Source organism: Nonomuraea sp. NPDC052116, assembly GCF_040680035.1.
Classification (GTDB): domain Bacteria; phylum Actinomycetota; class Actinomycetes; order Streptosporangiales; family Streptosporangiaceae; genus Nonomuraea; species Nonomuraea angiospora_A.
On record NZ_JBFAWA010000021.1, the window covers coordinates 114223 to 132661 of the forward strand.

Sequence of the window (18439 nt, forward strand, 5' to 3'; positions counted from 1 at the left end):
CCCCGCACTTTCACCGGCGCCCGTACGCCTGCGACAACGCCAGCAGGACGGCGAGGCCGGCGACCACGGAGACGCAGTGCTCGGCCACGGCCACCCCGCGAAGTTCGACCGGCTGGTACGTTCCGGCCACCATCCATGCCAGCCGCCACGCTCCCCATGAGAACAACGACCCGGAGGCGACGAACCCCACGGCCATGGGCAGCCACACCGGCGTCCGCCCGCTGCCCCACGGGCCGAGCGCCCACAGGCTCCACCCGGCGCCCGCCGCGCACAGCGCGCTGTTGGCCATGAGGAGGCTGCCTTGGGTGTCGCACACCGTGAGCAGTCCGTAGGTGCTGCCCGCGGCCCAGGAGATCCAGGTCGCGGTGAGCACCCCGAGCGGCGGCAACACCCAAAGAAAGCGGCCGTCCGCTCGTTCCCGGCCCACCCGCCCGGTGAAGGCGCGGGGCCAGCGTTCACGCAGGAAGAGCGGCAGGCCCACGACCAGCGCCACCGCCATGCCCGCGAACCCCACGCCGATGAGCGCGCTCTCCCAGGCCGGCGTGGTGGTCGCCGGCTCGGGCGCGCTCGGCGCCACCAGGCCGGCGACGATCATGTACGGGATCATGGACACCAGGAAGCCGCCGGCGACCCACCCGAGCGGCAGCGCCAGCCAGTCCGGCAGCCGCGTCCCCCACGACTGGGCCAGCGCCAGGCCCAGCGCGACGCCGGCCAGGGCCATCACCACCGTGATCGCGTTGAGCAGCACCCACTGGGCCGTGCCCTGCCACACCTCGGCGGCGATCCAGACCAGCTTGACCAGCAGGTAGAGGGACATCGCCGCCGCCGCGCCGAACCCGGCGACGCGGCGCACCAGCACGAGCGTACGAACCTCGATGTGTAGACGCATGGCAGGAGCCTCGCGGCCGGCGGGGGTGCCCGGGCACCCCCGCAAGAGGCAGACCCCTCCCCAGTGTGGGGGAGGCGGGCTGCACGGCCGGCCCCGGCGGCTAGGGTGGTTCACATGATCGACTCGACATCGGCCTGGCGGGCCCTGCTGTACGACGGCCGCGACGGGGACGGGTGGATCCCCGTCACCGACGGCGAGTCCGGGGCCGATGTCTTCCGCTCCGAGGACGGCACCCGATACGCCAAGTGCGTCCCCGCCGATGCCGTGACCTCGCTGGAGGAGGAGCGGGACCGCGTCGAGTGGCTGGGCACGCAGGACGTTCCGGGCCCGCGCGTCCTCGACTGGCGCGCCACGGCCGACGGCGCCCGCCTGGTGACCAGCGCCGTCGCGGGCGTCCCCGCCGACCGGGTCCCGGCCGCGGAGCTGCGGGCGGCGTGGGAGAAGATCGCGGATGCCGTACGCCGCCTGCACGACCTGCCCGCTCGCGGGTGCCCGTTCGCGCGGGATCTCACCTGGATGTTCGCCACGGCCCGCGACGTCGTCGCGCGGGGCGCGGTCAACGCCGCGTTCCTCCCGGAAGAACAGCAGGACACGCCCGCCGGCGAACTGCTCGCCCGCCTCGAACCCCAGCTGGAGCACCGCCTCGCGCAGGAGGCCGCCGAGACGGTCGTCTGCCACGGCGACCTGTGCCTGCCCAACATCATCCTCGACCCGGAGACCCTGGACGTGGCGGGCTTCATCGACCTCGGCCGCCTCGGACGGGCCGACCCGTACGCCGACATCGCGCTCCTGCTCGCCAACGCGCGGGAGACGTGGCCCGACGAGCGGCAGGCGAGCCTGGCGGACGAGAGGTTCGCCGAGCGGTACGGCATCGTCCTCGACCGTGACCGCGAGCGGTTCTACCTCCACCTCGACCCGCTCACCTGGGGTTAGCGCCGGTTTAAATCTACAATGTAAAGGGCGTCGGCTGGGGCAAACCCCACTCAAGACAACAAAAAGGCATAAGCTCCACGACGGGTCTCAGGATTGGCCGCAGGTCGCGGGGCAGAATTTGACCTCTGGGTAGCGCGAGGACGGCTTGTCCAGGAGGGGCTGCCGCTGCGATTTCAGGTGCTGGTCGAGGAAGGCCGCCACGTACGTGCGGGTGAGCTCGGCGGCGCGCGCCGCGGGCAGGAGGCCGTAGGCGGGTTTGATGCCGAGGGCGCCCGCCAGCAGCGGGAGGTCGGTGAAGGACTGGTGGTCCGCGCCCGACAGCACGATCCAGCGCTTCCAGCCGGTGAGCAGTTTCCAGTCGCGGTCCCACGAGTTGTCCCTGCCGCCGGGGATGTGCTGCGGTGAGCCGATGAACATGAAGGGCCGGGAGAATCCGGTTTTGGGGATCCGGGCGTAGGTGGTGCCGTCCATGTCGATCCCGGCGCGTATCCGGGGGTCCTTCACCATGGTCGCCATGGCGCCGGCCCCGCCGATGGACTGGCCGACCATGGCGATGTGGGAGCGGTCGATGCGGTTGGCGCCGTTCCAGGTCGAGGGCAGTTGGTCGAGAACGAACGAGACGTCGGCGGCCCGGCCCGCGACCACGCCGGTGCCGAAGCCGGGGTCGGCGTCGCTGTCGCAGGCGAGGCATTCGGCGACGCGTCCGTCGGCGAGGGTCGTGGCGTAGCTCTCGTAGGTGTGGTCGATGCCCGCGACGACGTAGCCGCGGCTGGCCAGGTCCTCGGCCAGGGCGGTGAGTGTGCTCATCGGTTTGGTGAAGCCGGGGGAGAGCACCACGAGTGGAAGCTTGTGGCCTGTGGGTTCGGCGTCTTTGGTGGCGTTCGTTCGGGTCTTGCTCAGGGTGTCGTCCGGGACGCCCGCGATCCTGCCTCCCTTCAGGGTGAGCTCGGATTCCTTGGGGGTCATGTACGGGGCTCGCTGTCCACCGCGCTGCTCGGTCGGGTACCACAGGGTGACCTTGAGCTGTCTGGTTTTGGCGTCGAGGTCCCAGGGGTCAGGGCGGGAGGTGTCGTTGAGGTACAGGGCGGTGGTGCCGACCGGATGAGGGCCGGTGGGGGCGGGCAGGGTGGCGGGGCCGGTGGGTGTGGCCGAGGGGGCGGCGGAGCGGGGCGGGGTGGGTGCTGAGCAGGCGGACGCGGCGAGGACGGCCAGTCCGGCGGCGACTGCCAGGAGGTGTCTCATCGGAGAGGTCCGTTCACTTGTGCAGCAAGGTCAGGGCCTTGGCCAGGGCGGGGTCGCGTCCGGCGGCGGCGTCCTTCGGGGTGAGGGGTACGTGGTGGTCGGGGGGTACGCCGATCCGGTCGATCACCTCGTGGTCGGGCCCCAGGTGGTGTCGGGTGGGGAAGTTCAGTGTGGTGTTGTTGGCGAGGAGGTACGGCTGTGCCGGTCCGGAGATGACGCCGGCGGTTCTGGTGCCGATCAGCTTGCCGACGCGCAGGTCTTTGACGGCGGAGCTGAAGTGTTCGCAGGCCGAGGCGCAGCTGCGGTCGATGAGCACCATCAGGGGCAGGTTGACCAGTGGGACGGTGTCGTCGGTCCGCAGGGTCTCGCATTTGCCGTCGACGGTGCACAGGTGGGCGGTGGCCTTGCCGTGGGCGAACGCGCTCTCCAGCCGGATGGCCTCCTGGGGGCTGCCGCCGCCGTTGCCGCGCAGGTCCAGGACGACGCCGGTGAGGGTGCGGCCGGTGCGTAGTCTGGTGATCGCCTTGAGGACTCTGTCGGCGGAGTCGGGGGCGAATCCGCGCATTCGTACGTAGGCGACGTCGTTGTCCAGCAGTTTCGACTGGACCACTTGCAGGGTGGCCAGGTCGCGCTGGTAGAGGCCGGGTTTGAGCGTCACGTTCCAGCGGCGGCCGGTGCTCTGCCGCTGCAGCCGTAGCCGGACCGGGCGCGCCTCCGGGTATCGGGGGTAGAGGGCGGCGATGGCGGGGGTGGGCTTGCCGTCGATGAAGGGCGCTGATCCGTTGATGGATTCGATGAGGTCGCCGGGTCGCAGTCCGGCGGTCTGTGCCGCGCCGCCCTGGACGGTGGTGATGAACAGCGGGGGGAGGGCGACGCCGGGGTTGCCCTGCACCTGGGGGCCGTTGACGTTCGCTTCGAGGCCCAGGCCGTAGCCGTCGCCGTCGTGGTAGTCGGGGGGTCGCTTGATGTCGTGGGCCCAGGCGGCGTGGTTGTCGCCGAGGGCGGCCACGAGGGCTTCGAGGGTGGCGACGGCCAGTTTGTCGCGCAGGTCGGGGACCTGGTCGGTGGTCCTGCGGTAGGCGGTCTCGAAGGCGGTCCAGTCGGTTTTCCGGTCGCCGGTCAGGGCCGGCATGGTGGCTTCGGGCAGGTCGCGTCCGTTGCGGTTGAGCTCCTGGGTCAGGGCGGCGAACGCGGTGGTCAGGAGTGAGCGGGCGTCCAGGGTGGCGCCGCTGTAGTAGTTGCCGAGGATGCAGAAGTACGCCTGCTCGATGACGTCGATGGTGGTGGCCGTCTCCGCCCCGGTCGGTCCCTGGGGGCGCGCGCAGGCCGTATCGGCTGCGGCGCTCGCCTCGCTGCGCGGCGGCGTCGGTGCCGTGCAGGCCGCGGCCAGGAGGAGGGCGAGTCCGGCCGTCATGGTCCTGATGGCGGTCATGACAGGCGCCTGCGGATCCACCAGAAGGAGAGCCAGGTGAGGCCGAGGGTGAGCAGGGCGTAGATCCCGGTCTCGATCCACTGGAAGGGCCAGAAGCGCTCAAGGGGCTGGTAGGTCGCCTTCTGCCGGTAGCCGAGCCGGTTGATCTCCGCCGGGCACGCGCCCATCGCTGTCGACGGCGACGGTGCGCAGGGTCCCGACGTCGTCGAGATCTGGACGATCCCGATTCCGGGCTCGGGGCCGGCGGTCGGACGTCCGGACGGATCGACGAGATCGCTGGACAGGACCCAGGCGCCCGCGTGGCCGGGAACAGCCGCGTTCAGGCGAATCTCCACGCGTCCGCCTTGGTCACGGTTTATGCCGATGCCGTCCACGTTCGTCTCGCTGAGCTCGAAGGTCGAGGTGACCGGGGTCATCAGGTGGGGCCGGACCAGCAGCGGCATGGCGAGCTGGATAGCGGCGAAGACGGCCAGCGTGAGGGCCATGGCGGGCAGTGTGCGGCGCACCAGCATGCCCACGGTCACGCCCAGGACGAAGGCGAACGCCGCGTACCCCATCGGGGCGATGCCGCGCGCGCCGAACACCAGGGGAGCCATCAAGGCCAGGTCGCCCGGGGCCGACTTGTCCAGGGGGTCGGACCACCAGGTCACCGCGAGGCCGCACAGGCAGGCGGCGGCCATGGCGACCAGGCCGGTGAGCCCGAGCTTGACCGCCAGCCAGCGGCCGCGGGTGATGGTCTGGTTCCACACCAGCAGGTGCGTGCCGGCCTCCAGTTCGCGGGTGATCAACGGTGCTCCCCAGAAGAGCCCGACGACGGCGGGCAGGAGCAGCACGATGAGGCTGGCGGCCATGAAGGGCGTGTCGTACGCGCCGAAGAACCGGTCGTAGAAGCGGCCGCAGGTGTCGTCCTGGGTGCAGGCGGCGATACCGGTGGTGTAGTCCGAGGCCAGGTCCGGGCCGGTCAGGGCCAGGACGGTGGCGAGGATGACGAGCAGGGCGGCCAGCATCGCGGCCGAGCCGCGCAGCTGGCGCCAGGTCAGCCAGATCATCGCTGGACCTCCAGGGCGACGCGCTTGTTCTCGGCGGTGCGCTTGTCCATGTAGGCCAGGACGAGGTCTTCCAGGCTGAGCCGGCTGACCGTCCAGGCGGGGTCGTGGATCGGGGCGTCGGTGCGGATGATGAAGGTGCTCTGCCGTTCGGTGTGGCGTGCGGAGATCACGTGCTGGTCGGCGGGCAGCCGGTCGGGGTCGCGGCGGGGGCCGGTGAGCCTGTGATGGGTGGCCAGCAGCTCGTCGACCTCTCCGGCGATCTGGACGCGGGAGTCGACGAGCACGACGAGGAAGTCGCAGACGCGTTCCAGGTCGGAGACCAGGTGGGAGGAGAGTACGACGCTGAACTCGTGCTCGACGGTGGCCTCCATCAGTCCCTGCAGGAACTCGCGGCGGGCCAGCGGGTCGAGGGAGGCGACCGGTTCGTCCAGGATCAGCAGTTCGGGCCGTTTGGCCAGGCCCAGGGTGAGGGCGAGCTGGGCGCGCTGGCCGCCGGACAGTTTGCCCGCCCGGTGTCCGGGGACGAGTCCGAGTTGCGCGATGCGTTCTCGTGCCATGGTGTCGTCCCAGCGGGGGTTGAGCCGGGCTCCGAGCCGCAGGTGTTCGGCGACGGTCAGGCCCGCGTAGACGGGGGTGTCCTGGGCGACGAACCCGATCCTGGCCAGCTGGGCGGGCGTGGCCGCGGGCCGGCCGCCGAGCACGGTGATGCCGCCGGCCGAGGGTTGGAGCTGGCCGCTGGCGAGCTTGAGGAGCGTGGTCTTGCCGGCTCCGTTGGGTCCCACGAGCCCGACGACGTGGCCTGCCGGGATGTCGATGGTGCACTCGCGCAGTGCCCAGCGTCTGCCGTATTTCCTGCCCAGTGCCTGGGCCTGCAGGACAGCGTTCACGCTATGTCCTCCTGAGCGAAGGTCCGAAAGGTGGTCATGAAGAGGGCCTCGATGCTTTCGTCGTCGAGGCCGGCTCGGCGGGCCTTGGCGAGCCAGCGCTGCAGTTCCATCCGCAGCGGGCCGTGCGCGGCCAGGGAGGTGTCGGCGAGCGTCGCCGTCACGAACGTCCCCACCCCTGGCCGGGCGGCCACCAGGCCCTCGTGCTCGAGTTCGCGGTAGGCCTTGAGGACGGTGTTGGCGTTGATCGCCAGTTGCGCCACGACCTCCTTGACGGTCGGCAGCTGGTCGCCTTCGCGGAGGAGGCCGAGCCGCAGCGCGTGCCGTACTTGCTGGACCATCTGCAGGTACGGCGAGACACCCGACCTGCCGTCCAGATGGAACTCGATCACCGATTTCTCCATTTATCTAGCTTGCTAGCACTTTAGGAGTCTAGATGTTAAAGGATCATAAGGATCGGTGTCAGCAGGCCGTCCGGTTCGGGCCGCGAAGAGCAGGGCGGGGCGGCCGTCGGCCCAGGGGCATCCTTGATGAGCTCGGTGATCAGCTCGTCGCGGCCCACGCAGGCCGCCACCGGCTACGACGGTGGTGGGCTCCAGTGCCGGGGGAAGGCGTCGATCCCGCCGCCAAGATCCGCTATCGGACCGAAATCTTGATCAAGGCGCCCCTGCGCCAGATCGAGACCGACGTGCTCCTGGCCACCGACTTCCTCGGGAAAGGCCTCGAGTCCTGGCTGCACGACCTGAAGGCCACCGCCGAAGCCCGCACCGGCGACCGCCGCTGACCCAGGGCGGCCCGGAGCCCTGCGGCTCCGGGCCGGCGCCGCCCACCGCGGCTGGTGATCGGCGGCTACGCGCAGGCGTGCCAGAAGAAGTAGCCCGTGGTGGCGTTGCCCTCAATGGGCTTCAGGTAGTCGCAGCCGCGGACCTCGTAGTACCTGTGCCGATTGTGGGTGGGCCGGGTGGGACCGACCAGGGTGCCGACCGGGCATTTCCCGGGGCTACCGCGCCGTAGCCGCGCCGTGCAGGAGGTCGAGGGTGAGGGGCGGCACCGGCGGCAGGGGCTCGGCGTGCTGGGCGCGGAAGGACTGCAGCAGGTACGCCACCAGCCGCCGCGACCCCGCCGCGGCGACCTCGTTCGTCCCGGTGGCGACGCCGCAGTTGGCCTTGAGCAGCAGCGTCAGGTCGGCCGGGTCGAAGTCGGCCCGCAGCCGCCCGGCGGCCTTGGCCCGCCGTACCACCTCGGCGAGGCCCTGCTCGGCCCGCACCCGCGTGCGCTCGTAGTCGATCGCGTCGGGGAAGGCCGTCAGGAACGCCTCGGTGAACCCCCGGTCGGCGACCTGCATGGCGCACACCGTCTCGATCATCGAGCAGAACCCCCGCCACGGGTCCGGATCGGCCAGCGCCTCGTCCACGACCGACGCGCACGTGGCCAGTTCGTCGCCGAACACCTCCGTGATCAGCGACTCCCGCGAGGGGAAGCGCCGGTAGAGCGTGGCCACGCCGACCCCGGCGCGCCGCGCGATGGCCGCCATGGGCACGTCGAGCCCGCGCGTGGCGTACGCCTCCCGCGCGGCCTCGAGGATGCGTACGCGGTTGTGCCGCGCGTCGGCCCGCAGCGCCGGCGCGGGCTCCATCTGAGAGGGATGACCAGGCATGTTTCTCACATTAACGTAAGTGGACGGTGTCATCCGTTTAGCCCGGTAGCGTCGCTCACGTGGAGATGAATGCGACTGAGATGCGCGCGGCCCTGTTCGACCGGTACGGGCCGCCGGAGGTGCTGTATGTGGGCACGGTGCCCAAGCCGGTCCCCGGACCCGGCGAGGTGCTGGTGCGTGTGCACGCCATCAGCGTGAACGGCGGCGAGCTGCACGGCCGGGCGGGCAAGGTGCGGCTCGTGACGGGGCTGACGCGGCGGGGGTTCCCGAAACGCATGGGGCTCGACTTCACCGGAGAGGTCGTCGCCCTGGGCCCGGACCCGGCCGAACCCGGCCCCCGGGCAGGCGATCGGGTGTGGGGTGTGCTGGGCCGCACGTTCGGCAGCGCCGCCGAGTACCTGATCGTCCGGCCCCGTCAGCTGTCCTTGGTCCCGGAGGGCCTGGACCTGGTGGAGGCCGCGGCGCTCCCGGTGGGGACGACGGCGATCACGGCGCTGCGCGACAAGGCGGAGCTGCGGCCGGGCGAGCGCCTGCTCGTACGCGGCGGCAGCGGCGGTGTGGGCGTCGTCGCGGTGCAGCTCGGCAGGGCACTCGGCGCCCACGTCACCGCCCTGGCCGGGGCGCGCAACCTCGACCTCGTCCGCGACCTGGGCGCCCACGAGGTCTACGACTACGCCACCACGCGGCCCGCGGATCTGCCGCGGTTCGACGTGGTCCTGGACACCGTGGGCACCGAACACCCCGCCTACCGGCGCCTGCTGACCCCGTCGGGTCGCATGGTGGCGATCGCCTTCGACGTCAACCGGGCCGCCTCGACGCTGTCGTACCTCGCCGCCTCCACCGTGTACGGCCGGCGGCGCGTACGCATCTTCAGCGGTCAGCCCACCCACCGCCTTTTCGCCGATCTGGCCCGGTACGTGGAGAGCGGCGCCATCCGCCCGGTCGTGGACACCGTGTTCCCGCTGGAGGAGATCGCCAAGGCGCACCGGGCGCTGGAGTCGGGCGGCGTGCGCGGCAAGATCATCGTCCGCGTCGTCTGAGACCCGCCGGCCCGGGGGCGGAGGGTCAGGGCTGGATGAGGACCTTCAGCGCGGTCCTGCCGTCCATGGCGCGGTAGCCGTCGGGCACCTCGTCCAGCGTGACCGTGCGGTCGAACACCCGGCCCGGCTCGACGGTGCCGTCCAGCACGCCGGGCAGCAGGTCCTCGATGTAGGCGCGCACCGGGGCGGGGCCGCCGGTCAGGGTGATGTTGGGGCCGAACAGGCTGCCGAACCCGACCGGGGCGTCCTCGTACTGCGGCACGCCGACGCGGCTGATCACCCCGCCGGGGCGGACGATGCCGACCGCCGTCTCGTAGGCGTTCATGTAGCCGACGGCCTCCAGCACCGCGTGCACACCCTGGCCGCGGGTCAGCTCGCGTACCTTCTCGATGCCTTCGGCGCCGCGCTCGGGCACGACGTCGGTGGCGCCGAAGTCGATGCCGAGCTTGGTCCGGTCGTCGTGGCGGCCCATCAGGATGATTCGCTCGGCGCCGAGCTGCCTGGCCGACAGCACGGCCAGCAGGCCGACCGCGCCGTCGCCGATGACGGCCACCGTGGTACGCGGGCTGACCTGGGCCTGCTTGGCGGCGTGGTAGCCGGTGCCGTACACGTCGGCCAGGGTCAGCAGCGACGGCAGCAGCTCGGAGTCCTCGCCGACGGGCAGCTTGACCAGGGTGCCGGCGGCCTGCGGGACGCGGATCGCCTCGGCCTGGCCGCCGCCGACGTCGCCGGAGGCCCAGAAGCCGCCGTTGGGGCAGGAGGTGTGCAGGCCCTCGCGGCACAGGGCGCAGGTGTTGTCGGAGTAGGCGAACGGCGCCACCACCAGGTCGCCGCGCTTGAGTCCGGACACCTGCGGGCCGAGGTCCTCGATCACGCCGAGGAACTCGTGCCCCATCGGCGTGCCCTGCTCCGAGGCCGGCAGGTTGTGGTACGGGTGCAGGTCGCTGCCGCAGACGCACGAGCGCAGGATGCGGACGATCGCGTCGGTGGGCTCGCGCAGGACCGGGTCGGGCGCGTGCTCCACGCGCACGTCGCCGGCACCGTACATGAAAGTAGCTCGCATCAAAGGTTTTCCGTCTCTTGTCTTCGTCGTCGGGCGTGCGGCGGAGCGGCGCCGGGGCCACGGGCCGCGGCCGCTCCCGCCGCCGCGTCGAATGCCAAGGTTTCCCCTGGTCAAGCTCCATGGAACAGGCTCATCCGGGCATGTGGCAGGGCCTGCCGTTACAGGTAATGGCAGAGCCCCCCATGGGGTCAGCGCCGGTCAGCGCCGGTCAGCGCTGGTCGGCGGCCGTCGGCTGCGCCTCGGCGAGGTCCTGGGTGGCGGCCCAGCTGGCGAGCATCCTGAGCCCGTCGGCGCCGGGACTGCCGGGGGCGGCGGTGTAGACGTTGAGGGTCAGGCCCGGCTCCGACGGCAGCTCCATCGATTCGAAGTCCAGGTCGAGCCGGCCGACCACCGGGTGACGCAGCCGCTTGCGGCCGCTGCGGTGGAACTGCACGTCGTGGGAGGCCCAGCGCTGCCGGAAGACCTCGCTCCGCGTCGACAGCTCGCCGATCAGCTCGATCAGCGCCCGGTCGTGCGGAGCGCGGCCCGCCTCCAGCCGGAGCATGGCGGCGGCGTCGTTGGCGATCCGGTCCCAGTCGACGAAGAACTCCCGCGCGGCCGGATCCAGGTAGAGGAAGCGGGTGGTGTTCGCCGGGCGGCGCGGGTCGGCCAGGACGGGGGAGTACAGGGCGCGGGCCAGGCGGTTCATGGCGACGATGTCGTGGCGGCCGTTGCGTATCCAGGCCGGCGCGTCCGTGATGGCGTCGAGCACCTGCTGGATGGCGGGCCGTACCGTGGCGGGCGGCGTGCGCCGCTGGCGCTGGCCCGGCCCGGCCGCCCGGGCCAGCGCGAACAGGTGCTCCCGCTCGGCCTCGTCCAGTTGCAGGGCGCGGGCCAGGGCGTCCAGCACGTTGTCGGAGGCGCCGGACAGGTTGCCGCGCTCCATGCGGACGTAATAGTCGATGGAGACGCCGGCGAGCATCGCGACCTCCTCCCGCCGCAGTCCCTGGACGCGGCGGTTGCCGCCGTAGGCGGGCAGTCCCGCTTGCTCGGGCGTGATGCGTGCGCGCCGCGTGCTGAGGAATTCGCGGACTTCGGCGCGGTGCTCGATCTGGCCCATAACCCCAGGGTAGGCAAGGTGACGGGCGTGAAGGAGGTAACGCCAGTACCCCGAACGACGGTCACTCCCTCGGCTGCGCGGATCCGGCGGCATCCGATCCGCACAAGAGGGGCAGCATGCGATCCATCCGCGCCGACGGCGCCGCAGAACAATCTTCCGCGGCACGCCCGACGCCGGAGCCGCCTCCGGCCGGGGGTCAGCCGAACTGCCAGCCGAGCAGGTTCCAGTGCAGGCAGAACCAGACGAGGGCCAGCATTCCGGCCAGCAGGGTCACCTGGTGACCGCGGGCCAGGACGCCGAGGCGCCGGTGTCTCCAGCCGATCACGGTGGTGGTGATCGCGGCGATGGTGAGGGCCAGGAACAGCGGGGGAAGGAGCAGCAGAACCCGCAGGGAGGCAGGCACGCCGTACAGGATGCTCGTGTCCCCGATCAGCGTCAGCGTGAACAGGACGACGAACACCAGCCCGACGGCGCCGCCCAGGCCCGCGAGCACGCGGCCGGCACGCCAGGCGCGCGGCGTTTCAGAGGGACGCCTGCGCAGCCGCCGGACCGCGGCGGCCAGTGGCAGGCCGAGCACGGCCGTCAGGGCGGTGACGGCGAACGCCAGGACGACGATGACGTTGGCCGGAGGGGTCTCCCACCAGGGGATGAGCTCGTAGGCGGGCCCGTCGGTGGCCGCGTACGTGTCGCCGGCGCCGTCCGTGACGAACGCCAGCCGCTGGGAGCCGCCGTCCTGCTGGTAGAGGCCCGCGGCCAGCGGGCTCCACGTCATGCCCTTGAAGGCGAGTTTCCCGCCGGCCTCGACCCGCAGCCGGGAGGAGGTGGTGAGGGTGAGCACCTTCTCGATGGTCGACTCGACCGTGCGGGCCGGTCTGTAGAAGCCCGCCACGGGCGTGGCCGACCTGCCAGGAGGGGCGGCGGGCGTGGCGCGCTCGCCGGGCAGGAAGCGGTCGAAGAAGGCGGGCAGGAACTCGGTGACGGCGTCGATGCCGCCCACGCTGTTGGTGGAGACGAACAGGCCGATATCGGCGTCGGGCACCAGCAGCAGCGCGCTCTGGAAGCCTTCCCAGCTGCCGTCGTGCATGATCACGCGATGCCCGTTGAGGGTCTGCTCCTTGAACCCGTGGGCGTACCCGTCGATGCGGGGGTCGGCGGCGAAGGACCGCCGGTGCATGAGACGGGCGGTGGGCCCGTCGAGGAGGGGCCCGTCCTCCAGATGGGCGATCATGAAGCGGGCCATGTCGTCCGCGGTGGCGCTGATCGATCCGTCGGGCGCGAGGTTGTCGAAGACGAAGGGTTTGCGCTGGTACGTCCCGTCCGCGTAGTCGTAGCTGCGTGCCTGGCCGGCGGCCAAGGGGGCGGGGACCGGCTCGGAGGCCGTGCTGTGCCGCATGCCGAGCGGGTCCAGGATGTGGTCCTTCACGTACTGGTCGTAGGGCTGCCCGCTCACCTGCGCCACGATGTGTCCGGCCAGCGCCGCGCCGTAGTTCGAGTAGGCCGACACCTGCCCGGGCGGGCGCACCCGCGCCGGCACGTGCTCGGCGAGATACGTGCCCAGAGGCGGCACGTCGGCCTTGCTGCGCGCGCCCACGCCGATGGTGCTGTCCTCGAACCCGGCGGTGTGGTCCATCACGTGCGCGAGCGTGATCGGCTGAGGGTACGTCGCGGGGATGCGGAAGGCGGTGAGGTAGCGGTTCACGTCCGCGTGCAGGTCCAGTCTGCCCCGCTGCACCTGTTGCATCACCGCGGTCCAGGTGAACAGCTTGGTGATCGAGGCGATCCGCACCAAGGAGGTGCCGGGGTCGAACGGCGTCCCGTTCTCGCGGTCGGCCAGGCCATACCCCTTGCTGAAGAGGATCTTCCCGCCGCCGACCACCGAGACCACCGCGCCCGGCACGTGGTCGGCCCGCAGCCCTTTGGCCATCGCGGCGTCGAAGAAGTCCGCCAGCTCACGGGTGTCCGGAATACGCGCCGAGGCCGCCGCGGTGGCGGGGGGCCAGAGGGCCGCCAGGGACAGGGCGGCGACGATCAGCAGGCGGAGGAGGGGGACTGGGCGCACGGCGTGACTCCTGACGTTGTCGGTGTCATCAACGCTGGTGCCTGCGCGGGCACGGCCGCATCGCCATCACGGCCATCGCCGCATCACACTAAAGTCGGAGATTTCCGGGCGGCCGGCATCGACGCTCGGAGGAGGTGACGCGCCGCCGCCCTGGCTACGCTGGGCCGATGGTGACGTACCGGGAGGCGCTGCGGCGGGTCCGCACGCCGGGCCCGCACGCGATCAGCGTGGCCTCCGTGACGGTCTGCCTGTTCCTGACGGTCCTGGCGGTCAAGACGCCGTGGGCGCCGCTGCCGCGCGTGGTCATCGCCGCCGCCGGGCTGGTCGCCACGGGCGCGGTGTGGTTCCGCGATCGGTGGCCGACCGCGGTCGCCGCCGTCGGGGCGGGCGCGTACGCGCTGTCGGGCAACCCCGGGCCGCTGCTGATCGGCCTGTTCTCCGGTGCGGGAGCGCGGCTGGGCGCGCGGTTCGCGGCGCTGGCGGTGATCGGCGTGGCGGGGTTCGTGGCGCAGCAGTGGGTCGACGACGGCCGGCTCGGCACGGACGCGCTGGTCCCCGCGCTGGCCGCCACCGCCGCCGTGCTGGTGACGGGCGGGTACGTCGCCACCCGCCGCGAGCTCACCCGATCACTGCGCGAACGCGCGGAGCGCGCCGAGGCCGAACAGCGCCTGCGCGACGAGCAGGCCAGGGCCGCCGAACGCGGCCGGATCGCCCGGGAGATGCACGACGTGCTCGCGCACAAGGTCACCCTCATCTCGCTGCACGCCGGCGGCCTGGAGGTCAATCCCGGCGCGGTACCGGCACGGATCGAGCGGGAGGCGGCGCTGATCCGGGGCACCGCGCAGGAGGCCCTCGAAGAGCTGCGGAAGATCGTGGGCGTGCTGCGGGCCGGACATGACAACATATTTCCTGACCTGCGGCGATTGGTGGAGTCCTGGGCGGCGGCCGGCAACACCGTCATGCTGCACGGCGACCTCGACACGTTGCCGGTGGCCACGGCCCGGGCCGCCTATCGGCTCGTGCAGGAAGGGCTGACCAACGCGCACAAGCACGCCTTCGGCGCACCCGTCACCGTCTCGGTGACGGGGAGCCCGCGGGACGGCATCACCATCACGGTCACCAACGAGCGCTCGCTTCACCCCGCCGCGGGCACCCCTGGCGCCGGTCTCGTGGGCCTGGCAGAACGTTTCCGGCTGATCGGCGGAACGGTACGCGGCGCGCCCGACGATGCGGGAGGCTGGCGTCTCGAGGGCCGGTTGCCGGGGGACACACATGATCAGAACGCTGCTGGTGGATGACGAGTCGCTGATCCGCGCCGGGCTGCGGTTCATCCTCGAATCCGCACCTGACGTGGAGATCGTGGGGGAGGCCGCGGACGGGGACGAGGCGATCGACGCCGTCCACCGCCTGGGACCGGACGTCATCCTGATGGACATCAGGATGCCGCGGACCGACGGCCTGGCCGCCACCGAGGCCATCCGCCGGCGCGTCCGTCCGCCCGCGGTCGTGATCCTGACCACGTTCGACAGCGACGAGCACGTCTTCACCGCTCTGGAGGCCGGGGCCTGCGGCTTCCTCCTCAAGGACACCTCGCCGCACGACCTGATCCGTGCCGTACGCCTGGCGCACGGCGGTGACGCGATGCTGTCCCCGCAGGTGACGCGGCGGCTGATCCACCGGGTCACCACCGACGCGCCCGCCCGGCGCCGCCGTGACGCGCTCGCCCGGCTGGAAACCCTCACCGGCCGCGAGCGTGAGGTGCTCACCGAGGTGGGGCTCGGCCGCTCCAACGCCGAGATCGCGACCGGCCTGCACATGAGCGAGGCAACGGTCAAAAGCCACATCTCCCACTTGTTCGACAAGCTCGCCGTCACCAACCGGGTCCAGGTGGCCATCGCCGCCTACCGCGCCGGCCTGGTGGACTGAGCGTCTCCGCACGCGTCGAGCGGGCGGCACGGCCGCGCCTCGCGGGCCGAGGGGTGGCTACTGGAGCCCGGCGCGGACGGAGGTGATGCGCTGGGTGTTGAAGCCGAGCCAGTGCATCCGGCCCACATACCGCGCGTGCTCGACCTTGAGACAGCGGTCCATGATCACGGTCGCGCCGCCGTCCCCGGCGATCCGCGCGCCCTCCTCGTTGATCACGCCGAACTGGCACCACAGGGCGGCGGCGTGTATCGCCACCGTCTCCCGCGCGATGGCGGGCAGCGCGTCCGGCGCGCGGAAGACGTTCACGAGGTCCACCGGTACGGGCACGTCGAGCAGGCTCGGGTAGCTGGTCTCCCCGAGGATCTCCGTCTCGCGGGGGTTCACGGGGATCACCCGGTAGCCGTGCCGCCTGAGGTAGTAGCCGACGAAGTAGCTGGCTCGCAGCTCGTTGCCCGACAGGCCCACGATCGCGATCGTCCTGGTGGAGTGCAGTACGCGCTGGATCGTCAGCGGGTCCTGGTATCGCCCGAGATCGGTCATGGCGTCTCCACCTTCTTTCCGTTCGTCCCGGCGACGCGGGCGAAACCCTGCTCCAGGTCCCAGATCAGGTCCTCGACGGACTCGGTGCCGACCGACAGCCGCACCGTCCCCGGCCCGACCCCGGCCGCCCGCAGTTCGTCGTCGGCGAGCTGGCGGTGCGTCGTGCTGGCGGGGTGGATGATCAGGCTCTTGGCGTCGCCGACGTTCGCCAGGTGGGACCAGAGCGTCAGGCCGCCGATGAGACTCTGCCCGCCGGTCCGGCCGCCGGCGCAGTCGAAGGAGAAGACGGCGCCGGCGCCGCGCGGGAGGTACTTCTCCACCAGCGGCCGGTACCTGCTCTCCGGCAGGCCGGGGTAGGTCACGTTGGAGGCCAGGTCGTGCGTCTGGAGGAAGGCCGCGACGGCCCGCGCGTTGTCGATGTGGCGGTCCATGCGCAGCGACAGCGTCTCCAGCCCCTGCAGGAACAGGAAGGCGTTGAACGGCGAGAGCGCCGCGCCGAGGTCGCGCAGGGTTTCGGCCCGCAGTTTCATCAGGTAGCCGTACGTCCCGAAGGTCTCGTGGAATCGCAGGCCGTGGTAGGCGGGCGACGGATCCGCGACCACCGGGAACCGTCCGTTGGACCAGTTGAACGTGCCGGCCTCGACCACGACGCCGCCGATGCTCGTGCCGTGGCCGCCGATGAACTTGGTCGCCGAGTGGAGCACGATGTCGGCGCCCCACTCGATCGGGCGGCACAGGTACGGCGTCGCGAACGTGTTGTCCACGATCAGCGGCAGCTCGTGCTCGTGGGCGATGGCCGCCACGGTCTCGATGTCCAGCACGTTACCGGCGGGATTGCCGATCGTCTCGCCGAAGAACGCCTTCGTGTTCGCCCGTGCCGCCTGGCGCCAGGCGTCCGGATCGTCGGGATCGACCCATGTCAGCTCCACGCCCATCTTGCGCAGCAGGTGCTTGAGCTGGTTCACCGTCCCGCCGTACAGAGCGGAGGAGGAGACGACGTGGTCGCCCGGCTGCAGCAGCGTGAACAGCGCGGCCGCCTGCGCGGCGATCCCGCTGGCGAAGGCCACCGCGCCGCTGCCGCCCTCGAGGTTCGCCACCCGCTCCTCGAACACCGCGACGGTCGGGTTCATGATGCGCGAGTACGTGTTCCCGTACTCCTGCAGGTTGAAGTACGCCGCCGCGGACTCGGGGTCTTCGAAGACGTAGCTGGTCGTCTGGAAGATCGGCACCGCGCGGGCGCCCGTGTTCGGGTCGGGCCGCTGCCCGGCGTGCAGTTGCCGGGTCTCGAACCCGAACGCGCGGGCCTGCTCGGCACGGGGGAACTGATCGGTCACGAAGACCCCTTCCTCGACGTCGCCCCGGCCAGGAACCGGCTGATGATGGGCGTCTGCCGCGCCTCCTCGAGCAGGAAGCAGTCGTGGCCGTACGGCGCCTCGATCACCTCGAACTCGACCGGTTTGCCGAGGGCGCGCAGCGCCTGCTCGATCTCCTCCGACGCCGACGGCGGGTACAGCCAGTCGGAGCTGAAGGCGATGAGCAGCGTCCGGGCGCGAACGTCTTCGAGCGCCTGCGAGAGGGATCCGCCGCCATGCTGCCGCGCGAGATCGAAATACGTCAGCGCGCGCGAGGTGTAGAGGTAGGTGTTGGCGTCGAAGCGCTTGACGAACGAGTCGGCCTGGTGGCGCAGGTAGCTCTCCACCTCGAACTCCGGCTCGGTGAGCGTGTAGCGCAGCGCGTCGGCGGACTGCAGCCGCCTGCCGAACTTCTCGCTCAGCGCGGGTGCGGACAGGTACGTGATGTGGCCGACCATCCGCGCCACCCCCATGCCCGCATGGGGCGCGCGGCCCGTGCCGTAGTAGTGGCCGCCCTGCCAGGCCGGATCGCGCATGATCGAGTCACGCGCGATCGCGTTCCAGGCCACCCCCTGCGGGTGGAGGGCGTGCGTGCTGGCGATGGCCACGACCGCGTCGACCTGGCCGGGGAACAGGACCGCCCACTGCAGCGCCTGCATCCCGCCGAGCGAGCCCCCGGCCACCGCCGCGAGCCGTTCGATGCCCAGGACGTCGAGGAACGCCCGCTGCGTGCGCACCATGTCCGCGACCGTGACCACGGGGAAGTCCGGCCCGTACGGCCTGCCCGTCGCCGGGTCGATCGACGAGGGACCCGTCGTCCCGCGGCAGCCGCCGAGCAGGTTCGTGCAGATGACCAAGAACCGGTCGGTGTCGAACGCCTTGCCGGGGCCGATCATCCCGTCCCACCAGCCGAGCCCCTTGCCGCCCGCACCGTCGCGGTCCTCGGCCCCGAAACCGTCGCGCGTGCTCTGGCCGGACGGCGCCTTCGCCAGGCCCGCGGCATGGGCGTCGCCGCTGAGCGCGTGACACACCAGGACGACGTTGTCGCGCCGGGGGGAGAGGGCGCCGTAGGTCTCGTAGGCCACGCGGACCGGGTGCAGCTCCCGGCCGCAGTCGAGGTGCAGCGGCTCCGGCAGGTCGAGGTACCGGGTTTCCACGGTGCCGACCGTGCCGATCGTGCCGGCCGCGAGCGCCGGGGCTGGCTGCGACATAGGGCTATGGTAGCCGCCACGGCGCGTGTATGGTCAAATACCTACCGGGAATGCGGGAAGATC

The 18439-nt window shown here is 71.6% G+C and carries 18 protein-coding genes; 5 read left to right on the forward strand and 13 right to left on the reverse strand.

Going from position 1 to position 18439, the window contains the following annotated elements:
- Positions 1-10: 10 nt before the first annotated feature.
- Positions 11-889 (reverse strand): hypothetical protein, encoded by an 879-nt coding sequence (locus AB0L65_RS35360; protein ID WP_364254384.1) that lies wholly within the window; start codon positions 887-889, stop codon positions 11-13.
- 114 nt (positions 890-1003) lie between these two features.
- Between AB0L65_RS35360 and AB0L65_RS35365 the strand changes: the two genes are divergently transcribed.
- The gene (locus AB0L65_RS35365) at positions 1004-1822 is read left to right on the forward strand and encodes an APH(3'') family aminoglycoside O-phosphotransferase (RefSeq protein ID WP_364254387.1); all 819 of its coding nucleotides are present in this window, start codon (positions 1004-1006) and stop codon (positions 1820-1822) included.
- Positions 1823-1909: 87 nt separating this feature from the next.
- Here AB0L65_RS35365 and AB0L65_RS35370 read toward each other — a convergent pair whose 3' ends face one another.
- From AB0L65_RS35370 to AB0L65_RS35390, 5 genes are read right to left on the reverse strand one after another with little or no spacing between them, the layout of a single operon-like run.
- Entirely contained in the window at positions 1910-3064 is a 1155-nt protein-coding gene (locus AB0L65_RS35370; RefSeq protein WP_364254390.1) for an alpha/beta hydrolase, read from the reverse strand.
- A 13-nt stretch (positions 3065-3077) separates the two neighbouring features.
- Positions 3078-4496, reverse strand: a complete 1419-nt coding sequence (locus tag AB0L65_RS35375) for a S41 family peptidase (RefSeq protein ID WP_364254393.1) — start codon at positions 4494-4496, stop codon at positions 3078-3080.
- The gene (locus AB0L65_RS35380; protein WP_364254396.1) at positions 4493-5545 is read right to left on the reverse strand and encodes an ABC transporter permease; all 1053 of its coding nucleotides are present in this window, start codon (positions 5543-5545) and stop codon (positions 4493-4495) included. The genes AB0L65_RS35375 and AB0L65_RS35380 overlap by 4 nt, the downstream gene beginning before the upstream one ends.
- Positions 5542-6432, reverse strand: coding sequence for an ABC transporter ATP-binding protein (locus tag AB0L65_RS35385; protein ID WP_364254399.1), 891 nt, complete (start codon positions 6430-6432; stop codon positions 5542-5544). The genes AB0L65_RS35380 and AB0L65_RS35385 overlap by 4 nt, the downstream gene beginning before the upstream one ends.
- Complete coding sequence (locus AB0L65_RS35390; RefSeq protein ID WP_350730930.1) at positions 6429-6821, reverse strand: GntR family transcriptional regulator; 393 nt, start codon at positions 6819-6821, stop codon at positions 6429-6431. Before AB0L65_RS35390 ends, AB0L65_RS35385 begins: the two co-directional genes overlap by 4 nt.
- A 206-nt stretch (positions 6822-7027) precedes the next feature.
- On the opposite strand from AB0L65_RS35390, the gene AB0L65_RS35395 reads away from it, so the two are divergent.
- A complete protein-coding gene (locus AB0L65_RS35395) occupies positions 7028-7213 on the forward strand; it encodes a hypothetical protein (RefSeq protein ID WP_364254402.1) in 186 nt (61 codons plus the stop codon).
- A gap of 216 nt (positions 7214-7429) precedes the next feature.
- Here AB0L65_RS35395 and AB0L65_RS35400 read toward each other — a convergent pair whose 3' ends face one another.
- Complete coding sequence (locus AB0L65_RS35400) at positions 7430-8086, reverse strand: helix-turn-helix domain-containing protein (RefSeq protein ID WP_364254405.1); 657 nt, start codon at positions 8084-8086, stop codon at positions 7430-7432.
- Positions 8087-8151: 65 nt separating this feature from the next.
- On the opposite strand from AB0L65_RS35400, the gene AB0L65_RS35405 reads away from it, so the two are divergent.
- Positions 8152-9126, forward strand: a complete 975-nt coding sequence (locus AB0L65_RS35405; protein WP_364254408.1) for an NAD(P)-dependent alcohol dehydrogenase — start codon at positions 8152-8154, stop codon at positions 9124-9126.
- A gap of 25 nt (positions 9127-9151) precedes the next feature.
- On the opposite strand, the gene AB0L65_RS35410 is transcribed toward AB0L65_RS35405, so the two are convergent.
- From AB0L65_RS35410 to AB0L65_RS35420, 3 genes are all read right to left on the reverse strand, one after another.
- A complete protein-coding gene (locus AB0L65_RS35410; RefSeq protein WP_364254411.1) occupies positions 9152-10189 on the reverse strand; it encodes a zinc-dependent alcohol dehydrogenase family protein in 1038 nt (345 codons plus the stop codon).
- A gap of 208 nt (positions 10190-10397) precedes the next feature.
- The gene (locus AB0L65_RS35415; protein WP_364254727.1) at positions 10398-11279 is read right to left on the reverse strand and encodes a helix-turn-helix transcriptional regulator; all 882 of its coding nucleotides are present in this window, start codon (positions 11277-11279) and stop codon (positions 10398-10400) included.
- A 205-nt stretch (positions 11280-11484) separates the two neighbouring features.
- Positions 11485-13347: a serine hydrolase domain-containing protein gene (locus AB0L65_RS35420; RefSeq protein ID WP_364254414.1), complete on the reverse strand. Its 1863-nt coding sequence runs from the start codon at positions 13345-13347 to the stop codon at positions 11485-11487.
- A gap of 167 nt (positions 13348-13514) precedes the next feature.
- Between AB0L65_RS35420 and AB0L65_RS35425 the strand changes: the two genes are divergently transcribed.
- A complete protein-coding gene (locus AB0L65_RS35425; protein WP_364254416.1) occupies positions 13515-14645 on the forward strand; it encodes a histidine kinase in 1131 nt (376 codons plus the stop codon).
- Entirely contained in the window at positions 14620-15273 is a 654-nt protein-coding gene (locus AB0L65_RS35430) for a response regulator transcription factor (RefSeq protein ID WP_364254419.1), read from the forward strand. The genes AB0L65_RS35425 and AB0L65_RS35430 overlap by 26 nt, the downstream gene beginning before the upstream one ends.
- Positions 15274-15330: 57 nt before the next feature.
- Here the strand turns inward: AB0L65_RS35430 and AB0L65_RS35435 are convergent, their stop codons facing one another.
- From AB0L65_RS35435 to AB0L65_RS35445, 3 genes are read right to left on the reverse strand one after another with little or no spacing between them, the layout of a single operon-like run.
- Positions 15331-15813, reverse strand: a complete 483-nt coding sequence (locus AB0L65_RS35435; RefSeq protein ID WP_364254421.1) for a CoA-binding protein — start codon at positions 15811-15813, stop codon at positions 15331-15333.
- Positions 15810-17147 (reverse strand): O-acetylhomoserine aminocarboxypropyltransferase/cysteine synthase family protein, encoded by a 1338-nt coding sequence (locus AB0L65_RS35440; protein ID WP_364254424.1) that lies wholly within the window; start codon positions 17145-17147, stop codon positions 15810-15812. The genes AB0L65_RS35435 and AB0L65_RS35440 overlap by 4 nt, the downstream gene beginning before the upstream one ends.
- Entirely contained in the window at positions 17144-18376 is a 1233-nt protein-coding gene (locus tag AB0L65_RS35445) for a homoserine O-acetyltransferase (protein ID WP_364254427.1), read from the reverse strand. The genes AB0L65_RS35440 and AB0L65_RS35445 overlap by 4 nt, the downstream gene beginning before the upstream one ends.
- Between the last annotated feature and the right edge of the window lie 63 nt (positions 18377-18439).